This window comes from Celerinatantimonas sediminis (genome assembly GCF_046054195.1).
Taxonomy (GTDB): domain Bacteria; phylum Pseudomonadota; class Gammaproteobacteria; order Enterobacterales; family Celerinatantimonadaceae; genus Celerinatantimonas.
On the sequence record NZ_JBEQCS010000019.1, the window covers coordinates 1 to 26509 of the forward strand.

At 44.7% G+C, this 26509-nt stretch carries 24 protein-coding genes; 16 read left to right on the top strand and 8 right to left on the bottom strand.

The features are described 5' to 3' along the window. Positions 1–53 precede the first annotated feature (53 nt). The 3 genes from ABTQ23_RS17460 to gorA all read right to left on the bottom strand — a co-directional run bounded on the left by ABTQ23_RS17460 (position 54) and on the right by gorA (position 3138). Positions 54–1262: a deoxycytidylate deaminase gene (locus ABTQ23_RS17460; protein WP_408617041.1), complete on the bottom strand. Its 1209-nt coding sequence runs from the start codon at positions 1260–1262 to the stop codon at positions 54–56. A gap of 52 nt (positions 1263–1314) precedes the next feature. Then, on the bottom strand, positions 1315–1488 hold the full coding sequence (locus ABTQ23_RS17465; protein ID WP_408617042.1) for a hypothetical protein: 174 nt from the start codon (positions 1486–1488) through the stop codon (positions 1315–1317). A 288-nt stretch (positions 1489–1776) separates the two neighbouring features. Beyond that, positions 1777–3138, bottom strand: coding sequence for a glutathione-disulfide reductase (gorA, locus tag ABTQ23_RS17470; protein ID WP_408617043.1), 1362 nt, complete (start codon positions 3136–3138; stop codon positions 1777–1779). A gap of 213 nt (positions 3139–3351) precedes the next feature. Between gorA and prlC the strand changes: the two genes are divergently transcribed. From prlC to ABTQ23_RS17505, 7 genes are all read left to right on the top strand, one after another. After that, positions 3352–5385, top strand: coding sequence for an oligopeptidase A (gene prlC / locus ABTQ23_RS17475; protein ID WP_408617044.1), 2034 nt, complete (start codon positions 3352–3354; stop codon positions 5383–5385). 401 nt (positions 5386–5786) lie between these two features. Next, complete coding sequence (locus ABTQ23_RS17480) at positions 5787–6905, top strand: branched-chain amino acid ABC transporter substrate-binding protein (protein WP_408617045.1); 1119 nt, start codon at positions 5787–5789, stop codon at positions 6903–6905. Positions 6906–7030: 125 nt separating this feature from the next. Then, complete coding sequence (livH, locus tag ABTQ23_RS17485) at positions 7031–7957, top strand: high-affinity branched-chain amino acid ABC transporter permease LivH (RefSeq protein ID WP_408617046.1); 927 nt, start codon at positions 7031–7033, stop codon at positions 7955–7957. Continuing rightward, on the top strand, positions 7954–9216 hold the full coding sequence (locus ABTQ23_RS17490) for a high-affinity branched-chain amino acid ABC transporter permease LivM (protein ID WP_408617047.1): 1263 nt from the start codon (positions 7954–7956) through the stop codon (positions 9214–9216). Before livH ends, ABTQ23_RS17490 begins: the two co-directional genes overlap by 4 nt. Next, a complete protein-coding gene (livG, locus tag ABTQ23_RS17495; RefSeq protein WP_408617048.1) occupies positions 9209–9979 on the top strand; it encodes a high-affinity branched-chain amino acid ABC transporter ATP-binding protein LivG in 771 nt (256 codons plus the stop codon). Before ABTQ23_RS17490 ends, livG begins: the two co-directional genes overlap by 8 nt. A gap of 5 nt (positions 9980–9984) precedes the next feature. Continuing rightward, positions 9985–10686 carry an ABC transporter ATP-binding protein gene (locus ABTQ23_RS17500; protein ID WP_408617124.1) on the top strand — a complete coding sequence of 234 codons (702 nt, stop codon included), beginning with the start codon at positions 9985–9987 and terminating at the stop codon, positions 10684–10686. A 410-nt stretch (positions 10687–11096) separates the two neighbouring features. After that, positions 11097–12590 carry a DUF945 family protein gene (locus tag ABTQ23_RS17505; RefSeq protein WP_408617049.1) on the top strand — a complete coding sequence of 498 codons (1494 nt, stop codon included), beginning with the start codon at positions 11097–11099 and terminating at the stop codon, positions 12588–12590. Positions 12591–12675: 85 nt separating this feature from the next. Here the strand turns inward: ABTQ23_RS17505 and ABTQ23_RS17510 are convergent, their stop codons facing one another. Then, positions 12676–14121: an NCS1 family nucleobase:cation symporter-1 gene (locus ABTQ23_RS17510; RefSeq protein WP_408617125.1), complete on the bottom strand. Its 1446-nt coding sequence runs from the start codon at positions 14119–14121 to the stop codon at positions 12676–12678. 260 nt (positions 14122–14381) lie between these two features. On the opposite strand from ABTQ23_RS17510, the gene ABTQ23_RS17515 reads away from it, so the two are divergent. Genes ABTQ23_RS17515 through puuE form a run of 3 tightly spaced genes read left to right on the top strand, consistent with a single transcriptional unit; the run spans position 14382 to position 16744 of the window. Next, entirely contained in the window at positions 14382–15059 is a 678-nt protein-coding gene (locus tag ABTQ23_RS17515) for a GntR family transcriptional regulator (protein WP_408617050.1), read from the top strand. A gap of 12 nt (positions 15060–15071) precedes the next feature. Further along, positions 15072–15803 carry an aspartate/glutamate racemase family protein gene (locus ABTQ23_RS17520; RefSeq protein ID WP_408617051.1) on the top strand — a complete coding sequence of 244 codons (732 nt, stop codon included), beginning with the start codon at positions 15072–15074 and terminating at the stop codon, positions 15801–15803. Positions 15804–15811: 8 nt separating this feature from the next. Beyond that, the gene (puuE, locus tag ABTQ23_RS17525; RefSeq protein WP_408617052.1) at positions 15812–16744 is read left to right on the top strand and encodes an allantoinase PuuE; all 933 of its coding nucleotides are present in this window, start codon (positions 15812–15814) and stop codon (positions 16742–16744) included. Between the two features lie 38 nt (positions 16745–16782). Here the strand turns inward: puuE and ABTQ23_RS17530 are convergent, their stop codons facing one another. From ABTQ23_RS17530 to ABTQ23_RS17545, 4 genes are read right to left on the bottom strand one after another with little or no spacing between them, the layout of a single operon-like run. Beyond that, on the bottom strand, positions 16783–17511 hold the full coding sequence (locus tag ABTQ23_RS17530) for an amino acid ABC transporter ATP-binding protein (RefSeq protein WP_408617053.1): 729 nt from the start codon (positions 17509–17511) through the stop codon (positions 16783–16785). Next, positions 17498–18148 (bottom strand): amino acid ABC transporter permease, encoded by a 651-nt coding sequence (locus ABTQ23_RS17535; protein ID WP_408617054.1) that lies wholly within the window; start codon positions 18146–18148, stop codon positions 17498–17500. The genes ABTQ23_RS17530 and ABTQ23_RS17535 overlap by 14 nt, the downstream gene beginning before the upstream one ends. Beyond that, positions 18145–18813, bottom strand: coding sequence for an amino acid ABC transporter permease (locus ABTQ23_RS17540; RefSeq protein WP_408617055.1), 669 nt, complete (start codon positions 18811–18813; stop codon positions 18145–18147). Before ABTQ23_RS17540 ends, ABTQ23_RS17535 begins: the two co-directional genes overlap by 4 nt. A gap of 8 nt (positions 18814–18821) precedes the next feature. Further along, positions 18822–19619, bottom strand: a complete 798-nt coding sequence (locus tag ABTQ23_RS17545) for a transporter substrate-binding domain-containing protein (RefSeq protein WP_408617056.1) — start codon at positions 19617–19619, stop codon at positions 18822–18824. A gap of 213 nt (positions 19620–19832) precedes the next feature. Between ABTQ23_RS17545 and hpxZ the strand changes: the two genes are divergently transcribed. Genes hpxZ through hpxK form a run of 6 tightly spaced genes read left to right on the top strand, consistent with a single transcriptional unit; the run spans position 19833 to position 26431 of the window. After that, positions 19833–20207 (top strand): oxalurate catabolism protein HpxZ, encoded by a 375-nt coding sequence (hpxZ, locus tag ABTQ23_RS17550; protein WP_408617057.1) that lies wholly within the window; start codon positions 19833–19835, stop codon positions 20205–20207. A 44-nt stretch (positions 20208–20251) separates the two neighbouring features. Continuing rightward, the gene (locus tag ABTQ23_RS17555; RefSeq protein WP_408617058.1) at positions 20252–21094 is read left to right on the top strand and encodes a MurR/RpiR family transcriptional regulator; all 843 of its coding nucleotides are present in this window, start codon (positions 20252–20254) and stop codon (positions 21092–21094) included. Positions 21095–21151: 57 nt separating this feature from the next. Next, entirely contained in the window at positions 21152–22339 is a 1188-nt protein-coding gene (locus tag ABTQ23_RS17560; protein ID WP_408617059.1) for an amidase, read from the top strand. Between the two features lie 4 nt (positions 22340–22343). Further along, entirely contained in the window at positions 22344–23915 is a 1572-nt protein-coding gene (locus tag ABTQ23_RS17565) for a gamma-glutamyltransferase family protein (RefSeq protein WP_408617060.1), read from the top strand. A 22-nt stretch (positions 23916–23937) separates the two neighbouring features. Next, positions 23938–25170, top strand: a complete 1233-nt coding sequence (locus tag ABTQ23_RS17570) for a pyridoxal-phosphate-dependent aminotransferase family protein (RefSeq protein ID WP_408617061.1) — start codon at positions 23938–23940, stop codon at positions 25168–25170. Beyond that, positions 25160–26431 (top strand): allantoate amidohydrolase, encoded by a 1272-nt coding sequence (gene hpxK / locus ABTQ23_RS17575; protein WP_408617062.1) that lies wholly within the window; start codon positions 25160–25162, stop codon positions 26429–26431. Before ABTQ23_RS17570 ends, hpxK begins: the two co-directional genes overlap by 11 nt. The last annotated feature ends 78 nt before the right edge of the window (positions 26432–26509 follow it).

Consider the following 26509-nt stretch of genomic DNA (forward strand, 5'->3'; position numbering starts at 1 on the left):
TTATGGCTCATGGACACCTCTTTTTTTAGCTAGTTTATCTAACTAAAAGGTGTCTAGGAAATCAGTGGCGATTCAGTGGTACAATATAGTGTTTTCCCCATAGAGTTAGCGCCACTATTGCGGGCTAGAGAGATAATTGCATCCATTTCAGCATGTATTGCTCTGGAGTATTCAATGAGCGATTTCGCTTTTGAATTGTTGAAAATAATATTAGCAATTCTTTCTGGCTCGGGAACCCCTTCATCAGCAAGAATATGTTGTATTTGATTTTTCAGTTGTAACTTATGTTTATCGTTTTGACATCCTGATTTGTTATAACAACGCTGATCTTTTTTGCTTTCATGATCGTAAAGCCCTCCTCCAAATTGAGGAACATCATTGCAGCCAGTGGCGATGATATTACCTTTTCCATCCATTATAGCTGCACCCACTTGTCTAGATAAGCACGCCGAAGAAAGTGATGCTGAATGCGCTGAGTAAATTCCCCTTTCATCTCTAGTTGGTGTGTAGTTACCTACCCCATGGATTAGATTGATGAATCTTTTTATCGATGAGCTAAGCTCAGTCGTGTCATCAAGATTTCTGATGAAGTAATCTGACATTTGGATAGCTTTTTCCACATGTTGACCGAATTTGTCATTACTATTTCTATCCCTTTCTATGAGCTTTGTTGCTTCAACACTGTCTGTAATTCCTTCTTCCTTGAGGTTTTGTTGTCTTTGGGATTTTGTCCTTAGAAGGCCAATGAGATAGAAATTTTTTCTGTAGACTTCTTGGAACAGAGCTACTTCATCATGGTGCTTAATTTGATCAATGACATAAGCGACTTTTTTTGTGATTTTTACGGCGTTTCCATCATCGTTACCATTTCCAAACATGGCATTTCTGATTAGGTGGATTCGGCGAATTGCCATCTCTGCCACAATAATATTTGAATGTTTCTTCCGTAGCTCATCCCCTAAGTCTTGTAGGGTAGTGTAGCGAGTAAAGCCACTTAAACTCCGCACCGATTCTGGATTCGGTTGTGTAGCTGCAATTAGTTCACTTAGTCTAATGTGTTCTACATGATAATTAGCTGTTTTTAGCTCAGTAATTACTGCATCTTTGAGCCGTTTAACTCCTGAGCCAACTGCTCCACATAAACCGATTACAAGTTCTTGGGAATGTCTGGAGCGTATTGCTTCAAGAGAATTTTTATAGCTGCTGTTAGCGGCTGAAGAGGGTTGCGAAGGAGATAAATTTTTAACAGTTTGAGCTGGCATATATATCCCTATAGACGATGCATATAGGAATATATTATCGGATATAGGGACGCTACCAATCAAGCTTGCTTGCAGCTACCTTTAGGTTTTTCTTTGCATTTTCGAAGGCGATCATTTTTTTCTTCTGATGAATCGAAGAGACAGTAGCTTTACTAAGAGTATTGGAGTTATTGCTGGCCTTTTTAACAGGACGAGCTTTAGGCTCTGCTATGTCAATAATTTTCATTGTAATTTACCTTGGGAAAATCGCGCAAATTATACATAGTTCAGTTGTGCTTTCAACAAAATATCTGTCGCTTTTTGTTTGAAGATACCATAATAATTAAGCATAGATTAACTATCTTGTGAAACAATTTTATTTATATTATGTGAGCTGTTGTGCAGTCGGAAAGGCATTAGTTAGTACCACAATTGTACTTTCATTATTTTAACTTTTCTTCTCACTAAGAATTTTTTGCTTGTATTGGAAAATCCGGCAGCACGAGTGGCTACCGGAGTATGCTTTAGTGAGAGCCTAGCGCATGGTCACAAACTCTTCGGCGCTGGTTGGGTGAATGGCCACACAGCTATCAAAGTCTGCTTTGGTTGCACCCATTTTCATCGCAACGCCAAAGCCTTGCAGAATTTCATCCATCCCTAAGCCAATGCCATGCAGGCCAACGACTTTTTCATCTTCACCGACACAAACCAGTTTCATTTTAGTGGCTTGACGATGGCTGGTAACGGCCGTGTACATTGCAGCAAAGCTTGAGGTGTAGACTTTTACATTGTCATCACCGTAAAGCTCTTTAGCTTTGGGCTCACTTAAACCGATAGTGCCAATTGTTGGATGACTGAAGACTACGGTTGGAACTAGGTCATAGTCCATTTTCGCCGTCGGTTTGTTGTTAAACAGCCGCTCACTTAATAATCGCCCCGCTTTTACCGCAACCGGTGTCAGCTCGATTTTGCCAATGACATCGCCAAGGGCGTAAATACCATCCGTTGCCGTGTTTGAGTACTCATCGACAGTGATAAATCCACGGCCATCTGTTTGAACACCAGCGGCTTCAAGGTTTAGTTTGTCGGTATTGGGTTCGCGGCCAATCGCCCAGATAACACAGTCAACATTTAAGCTGTTACCGTTTTCAAAGCTTAATGTCAGGCTGCCATCAGATTGTTTTTCCAGTTTTTCTGGAATGCTGTGGGTGTGTAATGTTGGGCCATCTTCACTCATGATCTCAACGAGTGTTTCATAAAGCATTGGCTCAAAACTACGCAGTGGTGCGTGTTTACGTACCGCCAGATGGACTTCACTGCCCAGACCATGCAAAACCCCGGCAAGTTCTACCGCAATGTAACCGGCACCGACGACAGCTACGCGTTTTGGCTGTTCATTGAGGGCAAAGAAACCATCAGAGGTAATGCCGTACTCGACACCCGGTACGTTCGGTAGTTGTGGCCGTCCACCAGTTGCGATGAGGATATGTTTAGCGCGGTACGGCTCACCGTTCACATCCAGTGTGTGTTCATCAACAAACTTTGCAAAGCCATTGATGCGCTCAACACCATTGTTGTTAAAACCGCGTTGGTACGAGCCATGAATACGGTCAATGTAAGCTTGGCGATTTTTAACCAAGGTGGACCAATCAAATTTGTTTAAGGTTGCATCAAAACCATAATCTGTGCCGTATTTGGTAATTGCTTCGGCAATTTGAGAGCCAAACCACATTACTTTTTTAGGCACACAACCGACGTTGACACAGGTACCGCCCACTTCATTGGCTTCGATGATTCCGACTTTTTGACCATACATTGCGGCCCGGTTGGCTGAAGCAATACCGCCGCTTCCTGCACCAATACATAAATAGTCATACTCATGGACTGACTGTGTCATGGGGTTTTCTCCCGATTATTGAGTTGGTTTTAGATATCCTGAGTATAACGAGAACTGTTCGGCAGGTCATATGGTTATTAGTAAATTGATTTATTGGTTAAACCAATTAATTAAAGTAATTTGAGGGAAATAGTTAACGGTTGATTTACGCATCGATTACCCCCATATTTTAGAAATTAACAATAAAATCCCGCCGAATATAAAGGAGTTGGTATGTCCAATCCGCTTTTAGAAGCAAAAGGGTTACCCCCGTTCTCACAGATCCGTCCTGAACATGTGAAGCCAGCTGTCGAACAGGCGATTAAAGAATATCGTGAAGTTGTTGAAAAGGTCGTCGCCAATGATACGTATAGCTGGGATAACTTTGTCTCACCACTGACGGAAATCTCTGATCGTTTAGGCAAAATCTGGTCGCCAGTGAGCCATTTGAATTCGGTGATGAACTCTGAGCCACTGCGTGAAGCTTACGAGAGCTGCTTGCCCTTATTATCTGAATTAAGCACTTATCTGGGCCAGCACGCGGGGCTTTATAAAGCCTATCAATCCCTCAAAGATAGCGAAGAATTTGCAACTTATTCCCAAGCGCAGCAAAAAACGATTACCGATTCGCTGCGTGATTTTGAATTATCTGGCATTGGCTTGCCTGTAGACAAACAAAAACGCTTTGGTGAAATTAGCCAGCGGTTATCTGAGCTGGCTTCAAAATTCTCCAACCAGATCCTTGATGCAACCCACGCTTGGTTTAAACATGTGACGGATAAAGACGACTTGGCCGGTTTGCCTGAGTCAGCACTAGAAGCGGCGGCTCAAGCGGCCAAAGCCAAAGAGCTTGATGGTTGGGTATTAACGCTCGATATTCCAAGTTATCTGCCGGTGATGACCTATGCTGATAATCGCGCTCTTCGTGAAGAGATGTATCGCGCTTATACGACTCGCGCTTCAGAACTTGGGCCTAATGCTGGTGAGTTTGATAATACGGATGTGATTAAAGAAACCCTCGCACTTCGTTATGAAAAAGCGCAATTGCTTGGGTTTAAGAACTATGCAGAGCTCTCTTTGGCGACCAAAATGGCGCAAAGTACCGAGCAGGTCATGGGCTTTTTACACGATTTAGCTAAACGCTCTAAAGCGCAAGGTGAGCAAGAACTAGCTGAGCTGCAGGCCTTTGCCCGTGAAAATCACGGTGTTGAAGAGCTTAAAGCGTGGGATAACGCCTACTACAGCGAAAAACTCAAGCAACATAAATACGCCATCTCAGATGAACAACTGCGGCCTTATTTCCCTGAAGATAAAGTGCTTTCAGGGTTATTTGAAACCGTGCATCGCCTTTATGGGATTGATGTTCGCCCGGGGGATGGGGTTGAGTTGTGGCACCCGGAAGTTCGCTATTTTGAAATCTACGATAAACTCGGCCAGCTGCGCGCATCATTCTATCTTGATTTGTATGCTCGTGAGCACAAACGTGGCGGCGCTTGGATGGACGAATGTCAGGTTCGTCGCAAATTGCCAGATGGTTCAATCCAACTGCCTGTTGCGTATCTGACCTGCAACTTTAACCGTCCTGTTGGGGATAAACCGGCGTTATTTACCCATGATGAAGTGCTGACTTTATTCCATGAATTCGGTCATGGTTTGCATCACATGCTGACGCAGATTGACGTGGCTGATGTCTCTGGGATTAACGGCGTTGCTTGGGATGCTGTCGAACTGCCTAGCCAGTTTATGGAAAACTGGTGCTGGCAAAGTGAAGCGCTGAGCTTTATCTCAGGGCATTACCAAAGCGGTGAACCATTGCCGCAAGATATGCTCGATAAACTGCTCGCAGCGCGTAACTATCACTCAGCAATGGGGATGTTACGTCAGCTAGAATTTGCGCTGTTTGACTTTACACTGCACTCCCAAGACCCGGCTACGCTCAGTGTTCAGCAGGTGCTTAACGATGTTCGAGATGAAGTCGCTGTGCTTGAAGTGCCTGAATTTAACCGCTTCCAAAACGGTTTTGGACATATCTTTGCTGGTGGCTATGCGGCTGGATATTACAGTTATAAATGGGCTGAAGTTCTTTCATCTGATGCATTTTCACTGTTTGAAGAAAATGGCATTTTTGATGAACAGACTGGGCAAGCATTTTTACACAATATCCTGGAAAAAGGTGGTTCTGAAGAGCCGATGCAACTGTTTAAAGCCTTCCGTGGCCGCGAACCAAAAGTTGATGCTTTATTGCGTCACAGCGGTATCCAAGCCTAGTCATCTATCGATCTACTGCCCCGTGGCAGTAGATCATTCTCTATTTATTGTTATTTTCCACATTTGTCGTTCCTATTGAGTTTTTTAGAAAATTAAAAATTAAGATATTTGTGCTGATTTTTCACTCAATATTAGCGGTAAGCTTCAAATTTTTACTTTTTGTTAAAAACATCAAATTTATTTATCTAAAAATCTAGATTATTGCGCTGCAATTTAAGCCTCAAGCCCCGCAGAGCCTGTATTCTACGCTTGCTCAGATGCACCGATTTGGGGTAAAAATGCTATTAAGGCAGGGGATTTTTAGTATAAAACTGCCATGACAGGACAAGCTATAAATACAATGTCCTGCGTACACACAACATCACATCAAAATGACAATAAGTGATTATACGGAGAATCACATGAAAAAATGGACTTATTCAACAGCTGCTCTGGCTGTTTCCTTGGCTATGTTTGGATGCACCTCATACGCAAACGCCGCTGATACGATTAAAATTGCTATTGCAGGACCTGAAACTGGCCCTGTTGCGCAATATGGCGACATGGAATTTAACGGCGCGCATGCAGCGATTGAAATGATCAATAAAGAAGGCGGAATCGACGGTAAAAAACTCGAAGAAGTGGATTACGATGATGCTTGTGAGCCAAAACAAGCGGTTGCGGTTGCGAACCGAATCGTGAACGATGATGTACATTTTGTCGTTGGTCACCTCTGCTCTGGTGCAACTCAGCCTGCATCTGATGTTTATGAAGATGAAGGTATCTTGATGGTTACTCCAGCGGCAACTAGCCCTGGTATTACCACTCGCGGTTATAAAATGATTTTTCGTACCATTGGTCTAGATAGCGATCAGGGACCAACTGCGGGTAAATATATTATTGAACATATTAAACCGAAACGGGTCGCGATTGTTCATGATAAACAGCAATATGGTGAAGGGATCGCAACTGCTGTAAAAGCAACTTTAGAAAAAGCCGGTGTGAAAGTGGTGTCCTTTGATGGGATTACCAGTGGCACGAAAGACTTCTCCGCGCTGATTGCAAAACTCAAACAGGAAAATGCTGATTTTGTCTATTATGGCGGCTATCACCCTGAATTAGGGCTTATTTTGCGTCAATCTGCTGAAAAAGGCTTTAAAGCTCAGTTTATGGGACCTGAAGGTGTGGGTAACAAAGACTTGTCAGCGATTGCAGGTAAAGCCTCTGAAGGGCTGATTGTTACATTGCCTAGAAAATATGACAAATCACCTGAAAACGCGGCCATTGTAAAACTGATTAAAAGCGAAGGCAAAGACCCAAGCGGCCCATTCGTTTGGACATCTTATGCTGCAGTCCAAACCATTGCTAGCGCGATTAAAGCCAATGGTGATGACCCTGAAGCGGCAGCTGATTATCTGCGCGCTAACAGCGTGAAAACGGTTATGGGTCCTTTAACTTGGGATAAAAAAGGCGATCTGAAAGGATTCTCTTTTGGTGTTTTCCGTTGGCATGCTGATGCAACCTCAACTGAACTGCAATAAGACTTAGTTTGCATACAAGCTAGGTTACAAGCTGTTGATAACTATGAGGTTGGTTTTGACCCGTTCGATTATTGTGGTCAACCAGCCTCGAGTTTTAACTTGTCCTTCGTTCGTTTGAGGCGGTTATGTCTGAACACTTCTTTTATTTTATTCAACAATTGGTCAATGGCATGACGCTAGGTAGTACCTATGCGCTGATCGCTATTGGCTACACCATGGTTTACGGCATTATTGGCATGATCAACTTTGCCCATGGTGAAATTTATATGGTGGGCACTTACATTGCGTTTGTGGTGCTCTCAGCATTGATGATGGCTGGCTTTGATAATGTGCCGCTGCTATTTATCGGGGCTTTTGCCATCAGTATGCTCGTGACCAGCGTTTATGGTTGGAGTATTGAGCGCATTGCGTATCGTCCATTGCGTGGCGGTAACCGCTTAATTCCTTTGATCTCTGCTATTGGGATGTCCATTTTCTTGCAGAACCTAGTGCGAACTGCGCAAGGCAGCCGCGATGTGGCATTGCCGACATTGGTTAGCGGTGGTTGGGTTATCGGCCCAGATCAAGGGTTTCATCTGACTATCTCATACATGCAGGTGGTGATCTTTGCGGTGACATTCTTAGCAATGACGGTGTTATCTGCTTATATCTCCCGTTCGCGAATGGGCCAGGCTTGCCGAGCTTGCTCTGAAGATTTAGGAATGGCTGCTTTACTGGGAATTGACACCAATAAGGTGATCGCCTTTACCTTTATTGTTGGGGCGGCTCTTGCGTCAGTGGCTGGGGTGCTGCTGGGCGTTTATTACGGGGTGGTTAATCCGTATGTTGGGTTTATCGCCGGGATTAAAGCTTTCACAGCCGCTGTCCTGGGCGGAATTGGCTCGATTCCTGGCGCTGTCCTGGGGGGAATGTTACTCGGTATTACTGAGGCATTAACCGCTGGCTATTTAAGCCCAGAATATTCTGATGTGGTTTCATTTTTACTGTTGTGCTTTGTTCTGCTGTTTATGCCAACTGGCATTCTGGGTCGTCCGGAGGTTGAAAAAGTATGACGCATTTAAATCTCAAATCAGCGCTGATCTCGGTGTTAGTTTTTCTGGTTTTAGCTGGATGGCTACTTGGGATCCGTCTTGAACAAAATCCTAACGGTTTGGTGCTTGCCTGGTCCGATGGTCCGCGTTGGCTATTGTTGGGGATTGGTTGTGTGTTGGTGTTTGTCTTTCAACTTTTTTCTCGCCCACTACACAGTGGTTGGGAGAGCATCAAACCCAAAGGCTCCTACAAAGTTCCTTCACCTCAAGAAGCGCCAAAGCTTTATCGTTATCTGGTCTGCTTTCTGGCCGCTGCGGCTATTATTTGGCCGTTTGTCGTCTCCCGTGGCGCGGTTGATTTAGCCACATTAACCTTTATTTATGTGATGCTTGGGTTGGGGCTAAACGTTGTTGTTGGCCTCGCTGGATTACTCGATCTGGGCTACGTCGGCTTTTACGCGGTTGGTGCATACAGTTATGCGCTATTAAGCCATTATGCGGGTTTTGGCTTTTGGACTTGTCTGCCAATCGCTGGGGTACTTGCTGGTTTCTTTGGTTTCATCTTAGGCTTTCCGGTGCTGCGTTTGCGCGGCGATTACTTAGCGATTGTGACACTCGGGTTTGGTGAAATTATCCGCATTATGCTCAATAACTTAACTGGATTGACTGGCGGCCCGAATGGGATTGGTGGCATTCCTAAACCAAGCTTATTTGGTTTGGAGTTTAGTCGCCATGCTCGCGATGGCGGTTGGGATACTTTCGATCACTTCTTTGGCCTGCATTACAACTCGGATCATAAAGTGATCTTTTTGTATTTGATGGCGCTCTTGCTGGTGGTATTCACCTTATTTGTGATTAACCGTTTGCTGAGAATGCCAATTGGCCGCGCTTGGGAAGCGCTGCGTGATGATGAAATTGCGTGTCGCTCGCTGGGGCTAAACCCAACGGTTATTAAACTCACCGCTTTTACCATCGGCGCAAGCTTTGCCGGATTTGCCGGTAGTTTCTTTGCTGCTCGTCAGGGCTTTATTAGCCCCGAGTCGTTCACTTTTATGGAATCAGCCATCATCTTGGCTATCGTGGTTTTAGGGGGAATGGGCTCTCAAGTTGGGGTGGTCTTAGCTGCCATTATTATGACGGTGGTGCCAGAGCTTGCTCGTGAGTTTAGTGAATATCGAATGGTTCTGTTTGGTTTGATGATGGTATTGATGATGATCTGGCGACCGCAAGGATTATTGCCAATGAGCCGACCCAAAATGGAGCTGAGTGTCGATGAGTAGTGAAAGTTTATTAAAAGTCACAGATCTGACCATGCGTTTTGGCGGTCTGCTCGCGGTTGATGGCGTGGCTCTTGAGATTAATCCTCAGCAGGTCGTCTCAATTATCGGACCCAATGGTGCGGGCAAAACAACCGTATTTAACTGTATCACCGGGTTTTATAAACCGACCTCGGGTGAAATTCTCTTTAATGGTGAAGCGGTGCAGGGATTGCCAGGCCATAAAATTGCTCGTAAAGGGATGGTCAGAACATTCCAACATGTGCGTTTGTTTAAAGAGATGACCGCTATCGAGAATTTACTGATAGCCCAGCATCACCATCTCAATACCAATCTGTTATCTGGATTGTTCAAAACGCCTAATTTTCGCAATAGTGAAAAACAAGCTTTGGAAAACGCGAAATACTGGCTGAAAAAGGTCGATTTGCTCGATTATGCGAACCGTCTAGCTGGCAATTTGGCTTATGGTCAGCAGCGGCGCTTAGAAATTGCGCGTTGTATGGTTACCGGGCCGCAGTTATTGATGCTTGATGAACCGGCTGCTGGGTTAAATCCGCGTGAAACGGCTGATTTGAACGAGATGATTGTCGGTCTGCGTGAAAACGAAAAGATATCTGTCGTACTGATTGAACACGATATGAAGTTAGTGATGGAAATTTCTGATTACATTTATGTGGTCAATCAGGGCCGGCCTCTCGCTGACGGCACGCCAGAGCAAGTTCGAGCCCATCCAGATGTCATTAAAGCGTATTTGGGAGAGTCATAATGAGTATGCTTAAATTTGCTAACGTATCGACTCATTATGGGCAGATCCAGGCGTTAGACGATGTATCATTGCATGTCGAAAAGGGTGAGATTGTCAGTTTAATTGGTGCCAATGGCGCAGGGAAAACCACGTTATTGATGACGTTGTGTGGCGATCCTCGTGCCAGTAGCGGTGAAATTTTTCTCGATGAGCAAAATATTACCCATCAGCAAACCTCTGAAATTATGCGCACGCATGTGGCCATTGTGCCAGAAGGGCGGCGAATCTTTTCTCGCTTAACGGTGGAAGAAAACCTCTACATGGGAGCTTTCTTTGCCACTGTGAGTGAAAAGCAGGAGCTGATGCACCAGATGTTTGACTTATTTCCTCGCTTGAAAGAACGCCGTTCACAGCGCGCAGGCACCATGTCCGGTGGTGAACAGCAGATGTTAGCGGTTGCAAGGGCGCTTATGAGCCAGCCCAAATTATTGCTGTTAGATGAGCCATCACTAGGACTTGCACCCATTATTATCGCGCAGATTTTTGAAACCATTGAAAAGCTGCGCAAAGATGGGATGACCATTTTCTTAGTGGAACAAAATGCTAACCAAGCGCTAAAACTGGCGGACCGAGGTTACGTTTTGGAAAATGGTCGAATTGTTCTTGAAGACACGGGTGAGAAGTTACTCAGTAATCCACAGGTACAAAACGCTTATCTTGGCGGTTAGTCAGACATATAATTGGATTTTTGAGCAAAACCCGGACGTTAAAAAGTTCGGGTTTTTTTGTCTAAATTAAAATTATTTAATACTTTTTTATTAAGTAATAAAGTTGATTAGCTTATTGTTTATACAGAATTTTTTGTGATTTTAATGGTCAATCATTACTTTTAGAGCGGTTTTTTGATACACCTCTCTATAGATATACCTATAGATATGCGTTTCGTTAGTCGGTATTATTCCGTTGCTCAAATAAATAGCTTGCTCTTTCAGGCTATTCAGGCTGTTTTTCTAATCAGAAGAATATTTTCACTAATTAGAAAATAAAAATAGCACAAAATTAATGGATTAAAAGATCAATTCACATCATTTACCGGATGAATCCCCCATCTGGATAGGGATGTTGGTGAGAGATATATATGAATAAAAAAGTTACCGTATCGGCAGCGGTCGTTGTCGTTGTTGCAGCAGGTCTAGTTGCAGCTCCTTATGTCGTTAAATCAAAGGTTAAACCTAAGTTTACTGAGCTTCAGGTTCCACAAAATATCGCTGATACATTGGCTAAACATGATTTAGCAGCCGAATTAAAAAATGTTAGTTATGAAGATCATGGTTTAACTGCAGATACGGTTACTCGCGTGATAGTCCATAAAGAGGGTCATCCGGATAATAAGCTGTGTTTTGATATTAGCAGCAAACTTGATTTTGGTTATGGCACTTTTTACTCAGGCAACTTAGTTAAAGCTGATTCTAAGTTATTAGCGAAATCACAAGATCCAAAATGTGGTTTTATTGATAACCCTGCACTTAAATACGATCGTGGTGCTAATGAGCTGTTTGGTGAGTTGTTTAAAGATGGCTCCCCACTTACCGCGACAACAATTCTGAACTGGTCTGGTGATGTGAACCAAGCCACTATCAATATTGTACCTCGTACCCTACATGAGCCTAATCGCCGCCAAGGTGAGGCTGATATCTTCGATGTGAAAGCGGGTCAGTTAACTATTAGCCGTAACTCTTCACACGATAAAGTACAAAGCAAATTCCACTGGGATGGTTTCCATTGGCAGGATTACAGCAGCTATAAGCCAGGTGTCGTTCAGGCTGATTTTACCCTTGGCGCAGTTGACTCTAAATCAAGTCAATCTCGCGTAAGCGATACCAAATATATGTGGACAGGTACGAGTTCAATTCACATTGCACCATCTAAATTTGTTGCAACTAATTATTTCGCTAGTGATGATGGTAAACATGAAACTTATCAGCTTGGTGGGATTAATATTGACTTTACCTCAAGTGCTGCTGATAAAAAATTGACATCAACAATGGACTTGAAACTGTCTGATCTTGATATCAAAGGCAGCAAAATCGCTAATGGTGAGGCCAAGGTTACTGTAAGTAATATCAGTACTGAAGCGATGGATGACCTGTTGGGTATTTTCCAAGAAAATGGTGCGTTTGTTAAAGCTCACGGTTATCAAAGAGACGAAATCCTTGCCAATAAATTATTGTCAGTTTATCAAAATGCCAAACTTACATTAGATCCGGTGAAAGTTGAGGATAATGGTAAAGAAATTTCTATTTCAGGCAGTGAATCAGTTGGCTCAATTGACCCTAAAATGGTTCAGATGTTGGGAATTCGCGGGCTTGTCCTTGGTTCAGCAAAAAGCTTAGTTGGTGATGTGAATCTGGTTATCGACACCCAGATGGCAAATAAACTGGCAACGACTGTTATGAGTATTTTCGCTCATAATCCGCAATCGCTCAAGCATCGTACAGAACGAGTTATGCGCGGTGTTACCCGTTCTTTGCAGCGTCAAGTTGATGCCGGTTACCTTAATTATGATAAAGCAGCGGATCGTTATACAACGAAACTGCATATCGAAAATGGCCATGTTAAACAGGTTAAATAATCTGTGTGAATTTACCTAGAGCATTGTTTAGGCTCTAAGTTTAAAGTAAAAACCGGATAACCTAAGTTATCCGGTTTTTTTATGGCTAAAGATTTGTTTGCGCTTCTACCACTTCAATAGAAACGGTGCTCTTTGCCATTAGCCAATGGTAGCTGACTCCAGCTACGGCTCCACTGATAAATAGTGAGAAATTTGCCAGTTCAGTAAAGACAAATGAGCTCAAAATAGATGCGCAACCGGCAATAATGAGTGCAATAATGGCACGTGTATTCCAGCCATTGTTGTACCAGTATTGACCATTTTTTGTATCATTATAGAGACTGCTGAGATGAATTTTCTGTTTGCGAATTCTATAGTAATCGACCAAAACGATACCATACAAAGGACCGATTAAGGCGGCTAATAAATCCACTGTGTAATGGATCATGTCTGGGTTATTAAACAAGTTCCATGGTGTCATCAATAGTGAGGCAATTGCTGCGATAAAGCCTCCCCATTTAAAGCTTATTTTTTGCGGCGCAATGTTTGAAAAATCAAAAGCGGGTGAAACAAAATTAGCAACGATATTAATGCCGATGGTAGCAAGAATAAATGTTAGAGCGCCAAGCACTGTAATGGTAGCGGAATCAAGCATCTGAACTGTTTTAATGGGGTCAGTGATCATCTGTCCAAACATTGGAATAGATGCTGAAACAATCAATACACTAAATATCGAGAAAACAATAAAGTTAAGAGGTAGACCAAGTAAATTGCCCACTTTCATTTGTTTCTTATTTTTACAATAGCGAGCAAAATCACTGAAATTAAGCGTCGGACCTGCAAAATAACCAGCGACTAGGGCAATGGCTATAATCATCTCTTTTACATTGTTCCAACCGACCAGTGATTTACTCGATAGGTTAAAGTGAATTGCACTCCAGCCCGTTTGATAGAGCATAAAACCACATAGAGCAAACATTGCGATGTAAATTGCTGGGCCACTGTAATCAATGACCTTGCGGATCATGGGCATTCCGAACATAAAGACTAGAGCCTGCGCTATCCACATGAATAAAAAGCCCATCCAACCTAAGTAAGATAACCCGACGAAGCTTTCAGACTGCAGTGTTTTTAGACTTGGGAAAAAGTATAAAGCAAGAATAATAAAAGAGCTTGAGGCTAGATAGGTTTGAATTCCATACCACACAACGGCAATACAGCCACGGATAATCGCCGGAATATTTGCGCCTTTCACTCCAAATGCTAAACGACAAACCACAGGAAATGGCACGCCAGCTTTCTGTCCTGGAGTACCCATCAGGTTAGCGAATAGATAAACAATCATAATTCCCGCAAGTAAACAGACAAACACCTGCCATCCAGCAAGTCCTAGAGCAAACAGACTTGCAGCAAATACGTAGCCTCCCACACTATGTACATCGGACATCCAGAAAGCGAAAATGCTATACCAACTCCACTGTTGATCTATTTCTGGTGCTAGGTCGGCATTGCTTAACTGAGGACTCATCGATTGAAGCTGTTTGTTCATAATCATATCCTTTTGTATTGTATACAATATCACATACAATTCTGATGCCATTTTGATAACAATATGAAAACTATGATTTTTAGGAATTAAATAGTTATTACTGCTTTTTTATTGCACTGTTATAGAACACTAAATAGATCATTTTGTGCTTTTTTTGATCGAAACCTGATCGTTGTTTAATCCATTGATCAATAAATGGCAGGACATAGAAGAATAAACTGTGTTAGATTGTATACAACAATAGACTATGATTCGTATGCAGTATGAGAAAAGATCGTCACCATCAAATGTACCAGCAGATGCTAAAAGCAATCGTTGAACATCAACTTCCCCCAGGACTTAGGCTCCCTGAAGATAAACTGGCAGCTACCTTTGCAATTAGTCGCACTGGCGTGCGCAAGGTATTGCAGCGCCTGGCTCTGGAAAAATTTGTCACCATAGAACCCAATAAAGGTGCTCATGTAAGTGAACCTAGTGTTGAAGAGGCTCGACAGGTAATTGATAGCCGAATCATGCTGGAACCTCTTTTGATTGGTGCTGTTATCGATAACTGGGATGAATCGGCAAAGAGCCGCTTACAGCAACTGATTGATATTGAGCATCTAGCTCGACATGCTGACGATTTGGCTGAACAGATTGATTTAACGGCTCAGTTCCATATTGAACTTGCGAGCATCTCAGGCAACCAAGTGATGGCTGATTTTGTCCAACAGTTGGCTTATCGATCATCGTTAGTCGTCGCTGTTTATGGTTCTCGCCACAGTGTTGGATGTGATTGCGGCGATCATCAAGAGCTTCTGGAACTTTTAGATGAAAGGCAAGTTGAATCATCTATTCAGTGGATGAAAGTTCATCTTCAGGCCATTAAACAGTCGCTTAATTTTTCAGAATCTCATGACAGTGATGTTGATTTTTCGAGCATTTTTACCCCATTAGATTAGCCGGAGAGATACGTGCGTATTCAGTTACTCAATCCTAATTCCAGTACCGCGATGACCGAACGGATGACGCAGGTTGCAAGAGAGGTTGCCTTATCTAATACGCAGATTATTCCAAGTACTGCGCAACATGGACCTCTTTCTATTGAGTCTGCTCGCGATGAAGCCATCGCTGGCGCTGCGTTATTAGATGAAATTTGGTGGGCAAAAGAGCAAGGGGTCGATGCCCATATTATCGCTTGTTTTGGAGACCCGTCACTCAGTGCCGCTCGCGAAGTAGCGGATGCGCCAGTGATTGGAATTGCTCAGGCGGCATTTCATTTCGCCAGCTTAATCAGTTATCGATTTGCTGTAGTAACCACCATGCGTCGCACCATAGCGACCGCTCAAGAGTTGCTTAGTCGTTACGGTTTTACCCATCAATGCAGTGGTGTGTATGCCAGTGATATCCCCGTATTAGCACTGGAAGAATTGTCCAATCACCACCTGCAGTTATTACTCAGCGATTGTCAAAAAGCGATTGATGAAGGTGCAGAGGCGATTGTCTTGGGATGTGCTGGAATGGCAACGTTGTGTCAGCGTTTACAAGACAGGTTTCAGGTGCCGGTGATCGATGGTGTGGCTGGTGCGGTTAAATTAGTTGAATCGCTTCATTCACTTCAATTAAAGGCAGCAAAACGAGGTCAATTCGCGGCTGCCTATCCGAAACTGTTTACTGGTCGTTACCAACATTGGAGCGACCGCTAGGAGGTGATATGCAGGTAACGTTTGCCAATGAGCGCAATTATGTTGGTTATGGCGCTAATCCTGAAATTGTTCAGTGGCCAAATCAAGCTCGGGTAGCACTGCAATTTGTTCTAAATTACGAAGAAGGTGGTGAAAATTCGGTGCAGCATGGTGATGAGCATGCCGAAACATTTTTATCGGAAATATATGGAGCTGAGCCTTATGCTGCCCGCCATATTAGCATGGAATCTCTCTATGATTATGGCTCACGCGTAGGTGTGTGGCGCCTACTCAAAGAATTTGAAGAGCGGCAATTGCCATTGACGGTCTTTGCTATTGCAACAGCCTTAGCAAAAAATCCACAAGTTACCAATGCTCTTATATCTCATGGTCATGAGGTCTGTGGCCATGGTTTAAAATGGATTCATTACCAAAATGTTCCTAAAGCAATTGAACAAGAGCATCTACACCAAGCCCTCGCACTTTACCAACAGTTAACGGGGTCTCGTCCTCTTGGCTGGTATACTGGACGTGACTCGCCAAATACTCGCCAATTATTGCTCGAAGAAGGAGGTTTTTGTTACGACTCAGACTCGTATGCAGACGACCTACCATTTTGGATGCCATATCAACAGGATGGCCAACATCGAGCACACCTCGTTGTTCCGTATACTCTCGATAACAATGATATGCGTTTTTATTCACCGTATGGTTTTAGTCATGGGGACGAGTTCTTTCACTATTTAAAAGATAGTTTTGATTGCTTGTATGCTGAAGGTGCTGAGCATCCTAAAATGATGTCGGTTGGATTGCATTGTCGAATCAGTGGCCGCCCTGGTCGAATGAGTGGACTGCAACGATTTTTAGATTATGTACAGAGCAAATCTGATGTCTGGATAGCTCAGCGCATCGATATTGCTCGCTATTGGGCTGAACATTATCCCTATCAATATTCCAACTAATAGAGATAAGGATGGTGTTAGCCATCCTTATTTAATTGTTATAAAACAGCGGCTAAAAAGCTCTGTAACTCTGGGGTCTGGGGTTTGCTAAATACTTCTTTAGCGGGGCCAGTTTCCCAGACTTTTCCATGATGCATAAATACCACGCGATCCCCGACATCGCGGGCAAAGTTCATCTCGTGAGTGACTAAAATTAATGTCATGCCTTCGCGCTTTAGCTGCTCAAGTACTTTAAGCACTTCCCCAACCAGCTCTGGGTCTAGCGCTGAGGTGATCTCATCGCATAACAGCGCTTTGGGTTGCATGGCCAGTGATCGCGCAATCGCGACTCGTTGTTGTTGTCCACCTGAAAGATTACCAGGAAACTGCTCCGCTTTATCCGACAGACCCACTTTGCCAAGAACTTGTTGGGCTAGTTCTTTGGCCTGTGTGGTTGATAGCTTAAGCACTAATTTAGGCGCCAACATGATATTTTCGGCAACCGTTAAGTGCGGAAATAAATTAAAGTTTTGAAATATCATGCCAACACTGCGGCTCAGCTCTAGCAGATGTTTTTCATCATTATCAACCGCTTGTTTATCGACAATAACAGCCCCTTGGCTAAATTGTTCCAAGCCGTTAATGCAGCGTAATAGCGTACTTTTGCCTGAGCCACTGCGACCAATAATCGAGATCACCTCGCCTGCATCAACTTTTAGATCAATGCCCTTGAGTACGTGATTATCTGCATAATATTTATGAACTTGTTCAATACTAATGAGCGACATTGAGTTTCTTCTCCAAGTACGAGCTGAAAAGCGACAGTGGATAGCAAATAATAAAGTAGATACAGGCAACCATGGCAAATACTTTAAACGGCTGAAACGTTGCGTTATTGAGCATGGTGCCAGCTTTGGTTAACTCGACAAAACCGATGATTGAGGTCAGTGCGGTTTCTTTAACAATTTGAACAGTGAAGCCAACCGTGGGGGCAATGGCAATTCGCAGTGCTTGAGGCAAAATCACATGGCGCATGGTCTGAATAAAATTGATGCCTAAACATCGAGACGCTTCCCACTGGCCTTTGGGCAATGATTGGATACATCCAGTCCATATATCTGAGAGAAAGGCACTACTAAATAAAATGAGTGATGCACTGGCAGCTGTCCAAGCACTGACTTCAATGCCAACTAAAGACAATCCGAAGAATGTCAGGAATAACTGCATTAACAGCGGTGTTCCTTGAAATAGTTCCACATAGAGCCGGACCAGACGCGATAACGTTGGGCTGCGAGAAAGACGCAAGAAGGTCAAAATCATCGCCACTACCGCGCCCCCGACAAAGGCAATGAGCGATAATAAGAGCGTCCAGCGGGTGGCCATCAGCAGGTTATGCAATATATCCCAGTTACTAAATTGCATCATAATGGCGCTCCCCGGAAGGCTCGTTTAGCTAGTCGATTGAGTAATTGACGCATTAATATCGCTAAGATGAGATAAGCTGCAGTAGCGACAAAATACGATTCAAAACTTAAGAAGGTTCGCGACTGGACAAAGTCGGCCGAGTAGGTGAGCTCTTCAACCGAGATCTGTGAAACAACTGATGAGCCCAGCATCACAATAATGCACTGGCTAATTAATGGTGTGTAAATGCGCATAAATGCAGGTGGAATAACGATACGCCAAAAGACCTGTAGTCGATTTAATCCAAGCGTTCGCCCCGCTTCATATTGGCCTTTCGGCGTGACATCGATACCAGAGCGAATGATCTCCGCGCTATAGGCTCCAAGGTTAACCACCATTGCGATAAGTCCTGCTTCCATCGCCGAAAGTTTCACGCCTAAAGCCGGGATGCCAAAGTAGATGAAAAACAGCTGCACAATAAATGGCGTATTACGAATCACTTCTACGTAGATACCAGAAATAATTCGTAAAAGTCGATTATGGGTGACTCTGGCACCTGCCGTTAGAGTGCCCATAATAAGCCCACCGATGGTGGCTATTACCGTTAGTTCAATAGTGAGCCACAGCCCTTTGAGGAACTGTGGCCAATACGGTAAAAGATCTACAAAATTAAGATGATAACTCATCTGTTATCCTAGCTGTTCTGACCGAAGTTATCTGGGAGTGGTTCTTTGAGCCATTTTTCAGACATTTTCGTCAATGTACCGTTTTTGAGTCCTTCGCTGATGAGTTTATTCACCTCAGCTTTTAGCGCCGGTTCGTTTTTAGCCAGTCCGACATAGCATGGTGAATTTTTCAGAGGAAATTTGGTATTTGGTAAGCGGGCTGGATTACGATGAGCAATCGAAGCCATAACCAAGTTACCGGTTGCTATTAAGTTTACTTGACCGGATAGATATGCTGATAAAGTTGTGTTGTTGTCTTCAAAGCGTTTGATGGTCGCTGAAGGGGGAGCTACTTTCGTCAGCTGCAGATCTTCAATTGCGCCACGTGTCACGCCAATAGTTTTACCTGCAAGATCAGAAGGTTTCGTTACGTTAATACTTTTGACACCGAAGACACCGAGAAAGAATGGGGCATAGGCGTGGCTAAAGTCGATGACTTTGGCGCGTTTTTTATTTTTACCCAAACTAGAGATGACCAGATCCGCTCGTCCTGAAAGTAGATAAGGAATGCGATTGGCACTACTTACTGGGATTAGTTTGAGTTTTACGTGCATTTGTTTGGCCAGATATGTTGCCATATCAATATCATAGCCATGGGGTTTCATGTCTGTGCCGACAGAGCCAAATGGGGGAAAATCCTGAGGTACGGCGACTTTAAGTACGCCGTGTTGATGAATATCATCAAGTTTGTTGGCATAAGCATAACTTGTGACCAGCGCAATCAGTAACAGTGAACCGCGCAGTAGCGTCCTTAGGCTGAATTTCATCGATAACTCCTGGTTTATAGGCCATAAATATTGGAACTAAAGTTTTATTAAATAATAAATAAATAACTTTAGTTCCAAAATAAAAGCAAAATATATACCATGTGAGTAAAGCTATGAGTGCACAGGCTTTGGTTACCAATGCTACATAGTTTATGGCCTATCCTTCGCCCTAAACTAGTGCGACTGGATCTTTTTGGTGAAAGGAAAATAACGATGCAAATTAATAATCCGAAGATTGTTACCGAGATTGAAGAACAAGTCATGCGATATGAAAAAGCGTTAGTCAATAATGAGATAGCCGTGCTTAATGAACTATTTTGGCACAGTGAACATACCGTTCGTTTAGGTGGTTCAGAGAATCTGTTTGGCTTTGATGCGATTGCACAGTTTCGCTCTAATCGCTCAACGAAAGGATTGGATAGAGTTGTTGAAAAGGTCTCGGTTAGTACATTTGGTGAGCAGCTGGCTTGTGCTCATGTTATTTTTTCGCGTTCGGGCCAGCCTCTTGGGCGTCAGAGCCAGACTTGGGTTAAAATAGACCAGCAATGGCGCATTGTGAGTGCGCATGTTTCGACTCTCAAAAGTTAACCTAGCCGCTTTGTGCAGTGGATTTATTTTACAAGGATATCATTATGCCAACTTCAGAACTGGCCCAACGCATCTCGGCATGTCTGGAACAACTTAGTCCTAAAGAGCGACTCTTAGCTGATTTTTTGTTAACTCATGAAGCCGAATTGGCAATGTATTCAAGTGCGGATATGGCGCGTTTAGCGAAGGTCTCTAAACCCGTAGTTAGCCGATTTTTCAAGCGCTTGGGCTATGATGGTTTTTCTCAGGCTCGAGAAGCATTACGTCGCCAAGTGACTAGCGGTGCGCCGCAATTTGTTGATCTTGATGAAGACTTAAGCCAGCTGCTCAATAGCCATTTTGCTCAGGAGCAGCGAAATTTACAGCAAACTCTCAATGGTTTGCAAAGTCAGCCTCTGGAACAGATCAGTCATGCTTTTAAAACATCAAAACGAGTTTTTCTCTTTGGCTTGCGCAATAGCTATCCGGTTGCTCTGCACTGGCGGGAACAATTGATTCAGATGCGCGAAAATGTGCATTTATTCCCTCAACCTGGACAAACGATATCCGAAGAGGTTGTTGATTTAACTGATTCTGATTTAGTGGTTGTGATTGCGTTGCGCCGACGGGCCAAAGTGATTAAAGCTCTGATGCGAGAGCTCTCAACTCGCCCTGTTAAAGTTTTATTAGTGACGGACCCTTCTGGACTGGCATTAACAACTTATGCTGATTGGACTTTACCTTGTCATCAGCTTAGCTCTGGCGGCTTTGCATCTTATGCCAGCGCGATGGCGCTAGTGAGCGTGCTATGTAACATCTGTCTTGAGAGCGAACATAAAGCACGTATTGAGGCAATCGATGCGATTTATCAGCAGTTTGATGAGCTAGAATCAACTCAAGATAGATAGGAATTTATATTCCTTGATGTTTACATTTAGAAACTAAAGTTGTATTAATGAATAATCATGTCGCTATGGTTTCTAAAAATGGATGATTACAGTGTCTACTGTGCTCATGGTCCGCATCAATTGGATAGTCTTGCACACGGACCTCTGGATGGACTGCGCTTTGTCTACAAAGACCTCTATGATGTCGCCGGTTTTAAGACTGGTGCGGGTAATCCTAGTTGGTTTTTAGAGCATGCTCCAGCCAGTTACACCGCCGCGCTCATCGAGCAGCTGCGCTACGCTGGCGCAATGGCTGTTGGACGAGTGCAGACCGATGAGCTGGCATATAGTTTAAATGGCTGCAATGCCCATTTTGGCACACCTATTAACCCTCTCACCCCCGATCGTTTACCTGGCGGCTCTTCCAGTGGCTCAGCGGTTGCTGTGGCCAAAGGGGATGCTGAATTTGCCCTTGGCACTGATACGGGGGGCTCGATTCGTATCCCGGCGGCGTATAACGGTTTGTATTCGCTGCGCCCAACCCATGGACGATTGCCTATGGCTGGTATTTTGCCTCTAGCCCCTCGTTTTGATACGCCTGGCTGGTTAAGTCGCGATGCTAAAACCTTAGAGCAGGTTGGCAGTGTATTATTTGGCTTGGCAAGAGCTTATGTAAACTCACCTTCTTTGGCAGTGGTCGAGCCACTATTTGCACGTCTTCCAAGGCCATTAGCTCGGTTGTGGCAGAGCTTTTTTAAGCGATTAACCAACCAGTTTAAAACCGTTGCAGCCCCATTTTCAGCTACGCAAATTGATGATTTAAGTGGCGTGTTTCAAACATTACAGGGCCGCCAAATTGCATCACTCTATCACCATTGGCATCAGAGCCATCCTGATGCGCTGGGTAAGGATATCGCTCAGCGTTTAAGTTGGGCTGCAACTTTGAGTACATCAGAGCAACAAGATGCCGAGCAAAAACGCCAGCAATGGCTATCCCAGTTGCAAGATTGCTTTGCGCATCACGATTTTGTTGTGATCCCGACGACGCCTGATTTTGCCCCGTTGCGAACAACAGATGCTTTAGCGCTTGGTGAGTTTCGCATGCGTTTGATGGGCATGACGGCTATGGCAGGTCTAGCTGGATGCCCTCAGGTGCATCTGCCGCTGCTTGAGTGTGAGGGAGTAGCGTTTGGATTCTCTATTATTGGCCCGCGCGATAGCGATATGCAGTTGCTAGCGTTGGCTCGCCATTTAGGTCAGTTGTAACGTTATGAAGCATCAAATCGCATTTAGCGCTCCACATCATCAGGCCAGTGAAATTGGTTTAGAACTGCTGCGTCAGGGGGCCTCAGCAACGGAGGCAATGGTTGGTGCCGCTGCTGCTATCAGCGTTTTATATCCGCATATGAACGGGTTAGGTGGTGATAGCTTTTGGCTTATTCAAGAGCCAGGAAAAGAGCCCGTTGCTATCAATGGCGGGGGCCGTAGCGCGGCTCATGCAAGTATCGACTGGTATAACGAACGCGGTTTTTCAGCTATCCCTGAGCGAGGAGGTGCTAGTGCTTTGTGTGTTGCTGGAACGCTTAGTGCTTGGCAGCAAGCTCTCAAGCTCAGCCAAAACTGGCAAGCATCGCTACCACTGACTGAACTTTTAGCACCAGCGATTGAGCTTGCTCAAAGTGGCATAAACGTCAGTGATAGTTTGCAATCTGCCAGCCGTTTAACCCAGCCAGCGCTTGGGCAGTTCCCAGCCTTTTCGAAGCTTTTTTTACCAAATGGTCAGACACTCAAAGCCGGAGAGCTCTTTCGTAATCAAGCCCTCGGGGCGTTGCTCGCACATCTTGGGCAAAACGGGCTGGATGACTTTTATCGCGGCGAGATTGCGCAGCAGATCGCTGATGTTTTACAGGACAGTGGTTCGCCACTTCGCTTCAATGATTTGGCTGCACAAAAAGCATCAATGGTCCAGCCTCTTTGCGTGAGTACACGCATGGGGAAATTCTACAATTTGCCATTGCCAACTCAAGGGTGCGCATCACTAATTATTGTCGCTTTGATGCATCGACTTCTCAAACCTTCTCAAAGCGAAGCGATGCAAATACATCTATTAGTTGAGGCGACCAAACAAGCCTTTTTAGTTCGTGACCGGCTCGTTTGTGACCCCGATATCTGTAGTGAATCCATCACGGATTATCTAACGGATGATGCGCTTGATGCCATGGCTAAAGCGATTAATCCCGAGCAGGCACTGCCTTGGCCACAAGTCGCCAAACCTGGTGATACAGTTTGGATGGGCTGTTGTGACCACCAAGGTCGTATGGTGAGTTTTATCCAAAGTTTGTATTGGGAATTTGGCTCTGGCGTGGCGATCCCTGAACTTGGGCTGGTTTGGAACAATCGCGGTGTGAGTTTTTCATTAGATAAAAACAGCCCGCTGGCATTGGCTCCAAACCGTCTACCTTTTCATACGCTTAATCCGGCGCTGGCAAACCTTTATGATGGCCGCTCAATGGTCTATGGCACCATGGGCGGTGAAGGGCAGCCACAGACGCAGGCCGCTATTTTATGGCGCTATCTTTATTTAGAGCAATCTCTTGCGCAGTCTATTAGTGCTCCGCGTTGGCTGTTAGGTCGAACCTGGGGACAGAGCAGTTATGATTTAAAGATTGAAGCACCTTTAGCGGATGTTTTAACACCTTTGCACCACATGGGCCATCGCGTGCAAAGTGTTCCGACTCACAGTGAAATGATGGGCCATGCTGGTGGCATTGTCACTCAACATCACCAGGTGATAGCCGCGGCAAGTGATCCGCGCAGCGATGGCTTGGCATTAATCAGATAAAAGAAAGACTTAAGGATAGAACATGTTAACCAATCGTTCTTTAGAACAGATAAATCCTCCCGCTCGATTGCTGATGGGCCCTGGCCCTATTAATGCAGATCCGCGAGTTTTAAGAGCTATGTCAAGCCAATTGGTGGGGCAGTATGACCCTGCGATGACTGAATATATGAATCAGACGATGGCGCTCTATCGGCAGGTTTTTTGTACACAAAACGAATGGACGATGCTGGTCGATGGAACTTCCCGCTCAGGCATTGAAGCGGTCTTGGTGTCAATTATTCGTCCTGGCGATAAAGTCTTAGTGCCTATTTTTGGACGCTTTGGTCATCTGCTATGCGAAATAGCTCGGCGCTGCCGGGCTGAGGTTCATACTCTGGAAATTCCGTGGGGTGAAGTATTTGATCCGCAGCCGATTGAAGATGCTATTAAAGCCATTCAACCGCGAATTTTGCTTACCGTCCAAGGGGATACGTCAACGACTATGTTGCAGCCATTAGAGCAGCTTGGGGAAATTTGTCAGCGTCATCAGGTTCTATTTTATTGTGATGCGACCGCCTCTATCGCGGGCAATCCTTTAAAAAGCGATTTGTGGCATTTAGATGCCGTTTCTGCCGGTCTGCAAAAATGTTTAGGTGGCCCATCGGGAAGTGCGCCTGTGACATTAAGCGATGCATTCGTCCAGCAAGTGCGAGCGCGCCAGCACATTGAGCAGGGGATTAAATCAGCCCAGCATCAAGATGGTGAAGATGAAATGATTTATTCCAATTATTTTGACTTGGCAATGATCATGGATTACTGGGGGCCGGAGCGGCTAAATCATCATACGGAAGCCACCTCAATGTTATTTGCCGCCCGTGAATGTGCCCGCATTATTGCCCTTGAAGGGATTGATGAATGTGTCGAGCGCCATCAGTTACATGGCGGTGCGATGGACAAAGGGCTCAGTGCCATGGGGCTTGAGCTATTTGGTGACCAGAGCCATAAAATGAGTAATGTCACCGGTGTTGTTATTCCTAAAGGGATTAATGGAGATCAGGTGCGTCAGTTGCTGCTGAATGATTTTGGCATTGAAATTGGAACTTCCTTTGGTCCACTGCATGGAAAAATTTGGCGCATTGGGGTGATGGGCTATAACGCTCGTAAAGATACCGTATTGACCACTTTAGCTGCACTGGAAGCGGTGCTTCGCCATTTAGGTTATGTTGCAAGCGAAGGCGCAGCGATGCAGGTAGCTTGGGATCACTATGGACAATAACGGGCACGCCAAGATCATTGGTGAGCGCATTTATGCGCGTTGCCAGAAGTTAGCCGAGTTTTCTGAATCGAGCGATAAGCTTACGCGCGTCTATTTGTCCAAAGAGCATGCACAGTGTAATCGACAGGTTGCACAGTGGATGCGTGAAGCAGGTATGCGTACCTGGCAAGATGAGGTGGGAAACCTGTGCGCTCGTTATGAAGGTCAAACCGATGGGGCACCAGCGCTATTGCTAGGTTCACACCTAGATACGGTGCGCAATGGCGGCAAATACGACGGTATCGCGGGTGTGTTGAGCGCGATTGAGGTCGTGGACAGGCTGCACCAGCTAGGCATCCGGCTAGCGTTTGCCATTGAAGTTGTGGGGTTTGCCGATGAAGAGGGAACTCGGTTTGGTTCAACTCTATTAGGGAGCCGAGGCTTAACAGGCCAATGGCAACCACAATGGTTGCAACTACAAGACAGTGAAAATATCACGATTGCACAGGCGCTAGAAAATTTTGGGCTGGCGCCGGAAAACATTGCTCAAGCAACACGTTCGGCCGATGAGTTTATCGGTTATATGGAAGTTCATATTGAGCAAGGGCCACAATTAGAGCGCGCGGGTCTTGCCGCTGGCGTCGTGAGTGCCATTAATGGTGCGAAGCGCCTACAGATTAGCATCACTGGCAAAGCTGGGCATGCAGGTACGGTGCCGATGAATATGCGTCAGGATGCATTGGTGGGGGCTAGTGAAATTGTATTGTGTATCGAGCAGATAGCCAAAGAGCAACAGCTCGTTGCAACTGTTGGTCAATTGCATTGTTCTCCCGGCTCGGTGAATGTCATCCCCGCCGCGGTGCAATTTAGCTTAGATATTCGCTCTAGCGATGATGCGCATCGCGATCGCGTTTTAGCTCAAATTCTAGAGCGCGCCAGCAAGATTGCCGCAAGTCGCTACCTTGAATTTTCTCAGCACTGCTTTTATCAGTCAGATGCAACCGAGTGTGATAGCTATTTGCAGCAACGGCTAAATGATGCCTGCGAAAAGGTCCAAGGACGTTCAATGACTCTCTCAAGTGGCGCGGGGCATGATGCGATGGCTATCGCCCAGTTATGTCCGGTAGCGATGCTATTTTTACGCTGTGAAAAAGGTCTTAGTCATCATCCCGATGAAGCCGTTATCCCCGGCGACTTAGCAATAGGGTGGCAAGTGCTTTATCAAAGTGTGCAGCAGTTAGCCGCCGATTATGAGTCGAAAAGAGCAGTATCTGACACTTAGCGCGTTCTAAGTCGCACTGTTTGTACGGTTCCCTTCATGTTAAAACAGGTTACAATAAGTTTTAACCTAATGTTGGAG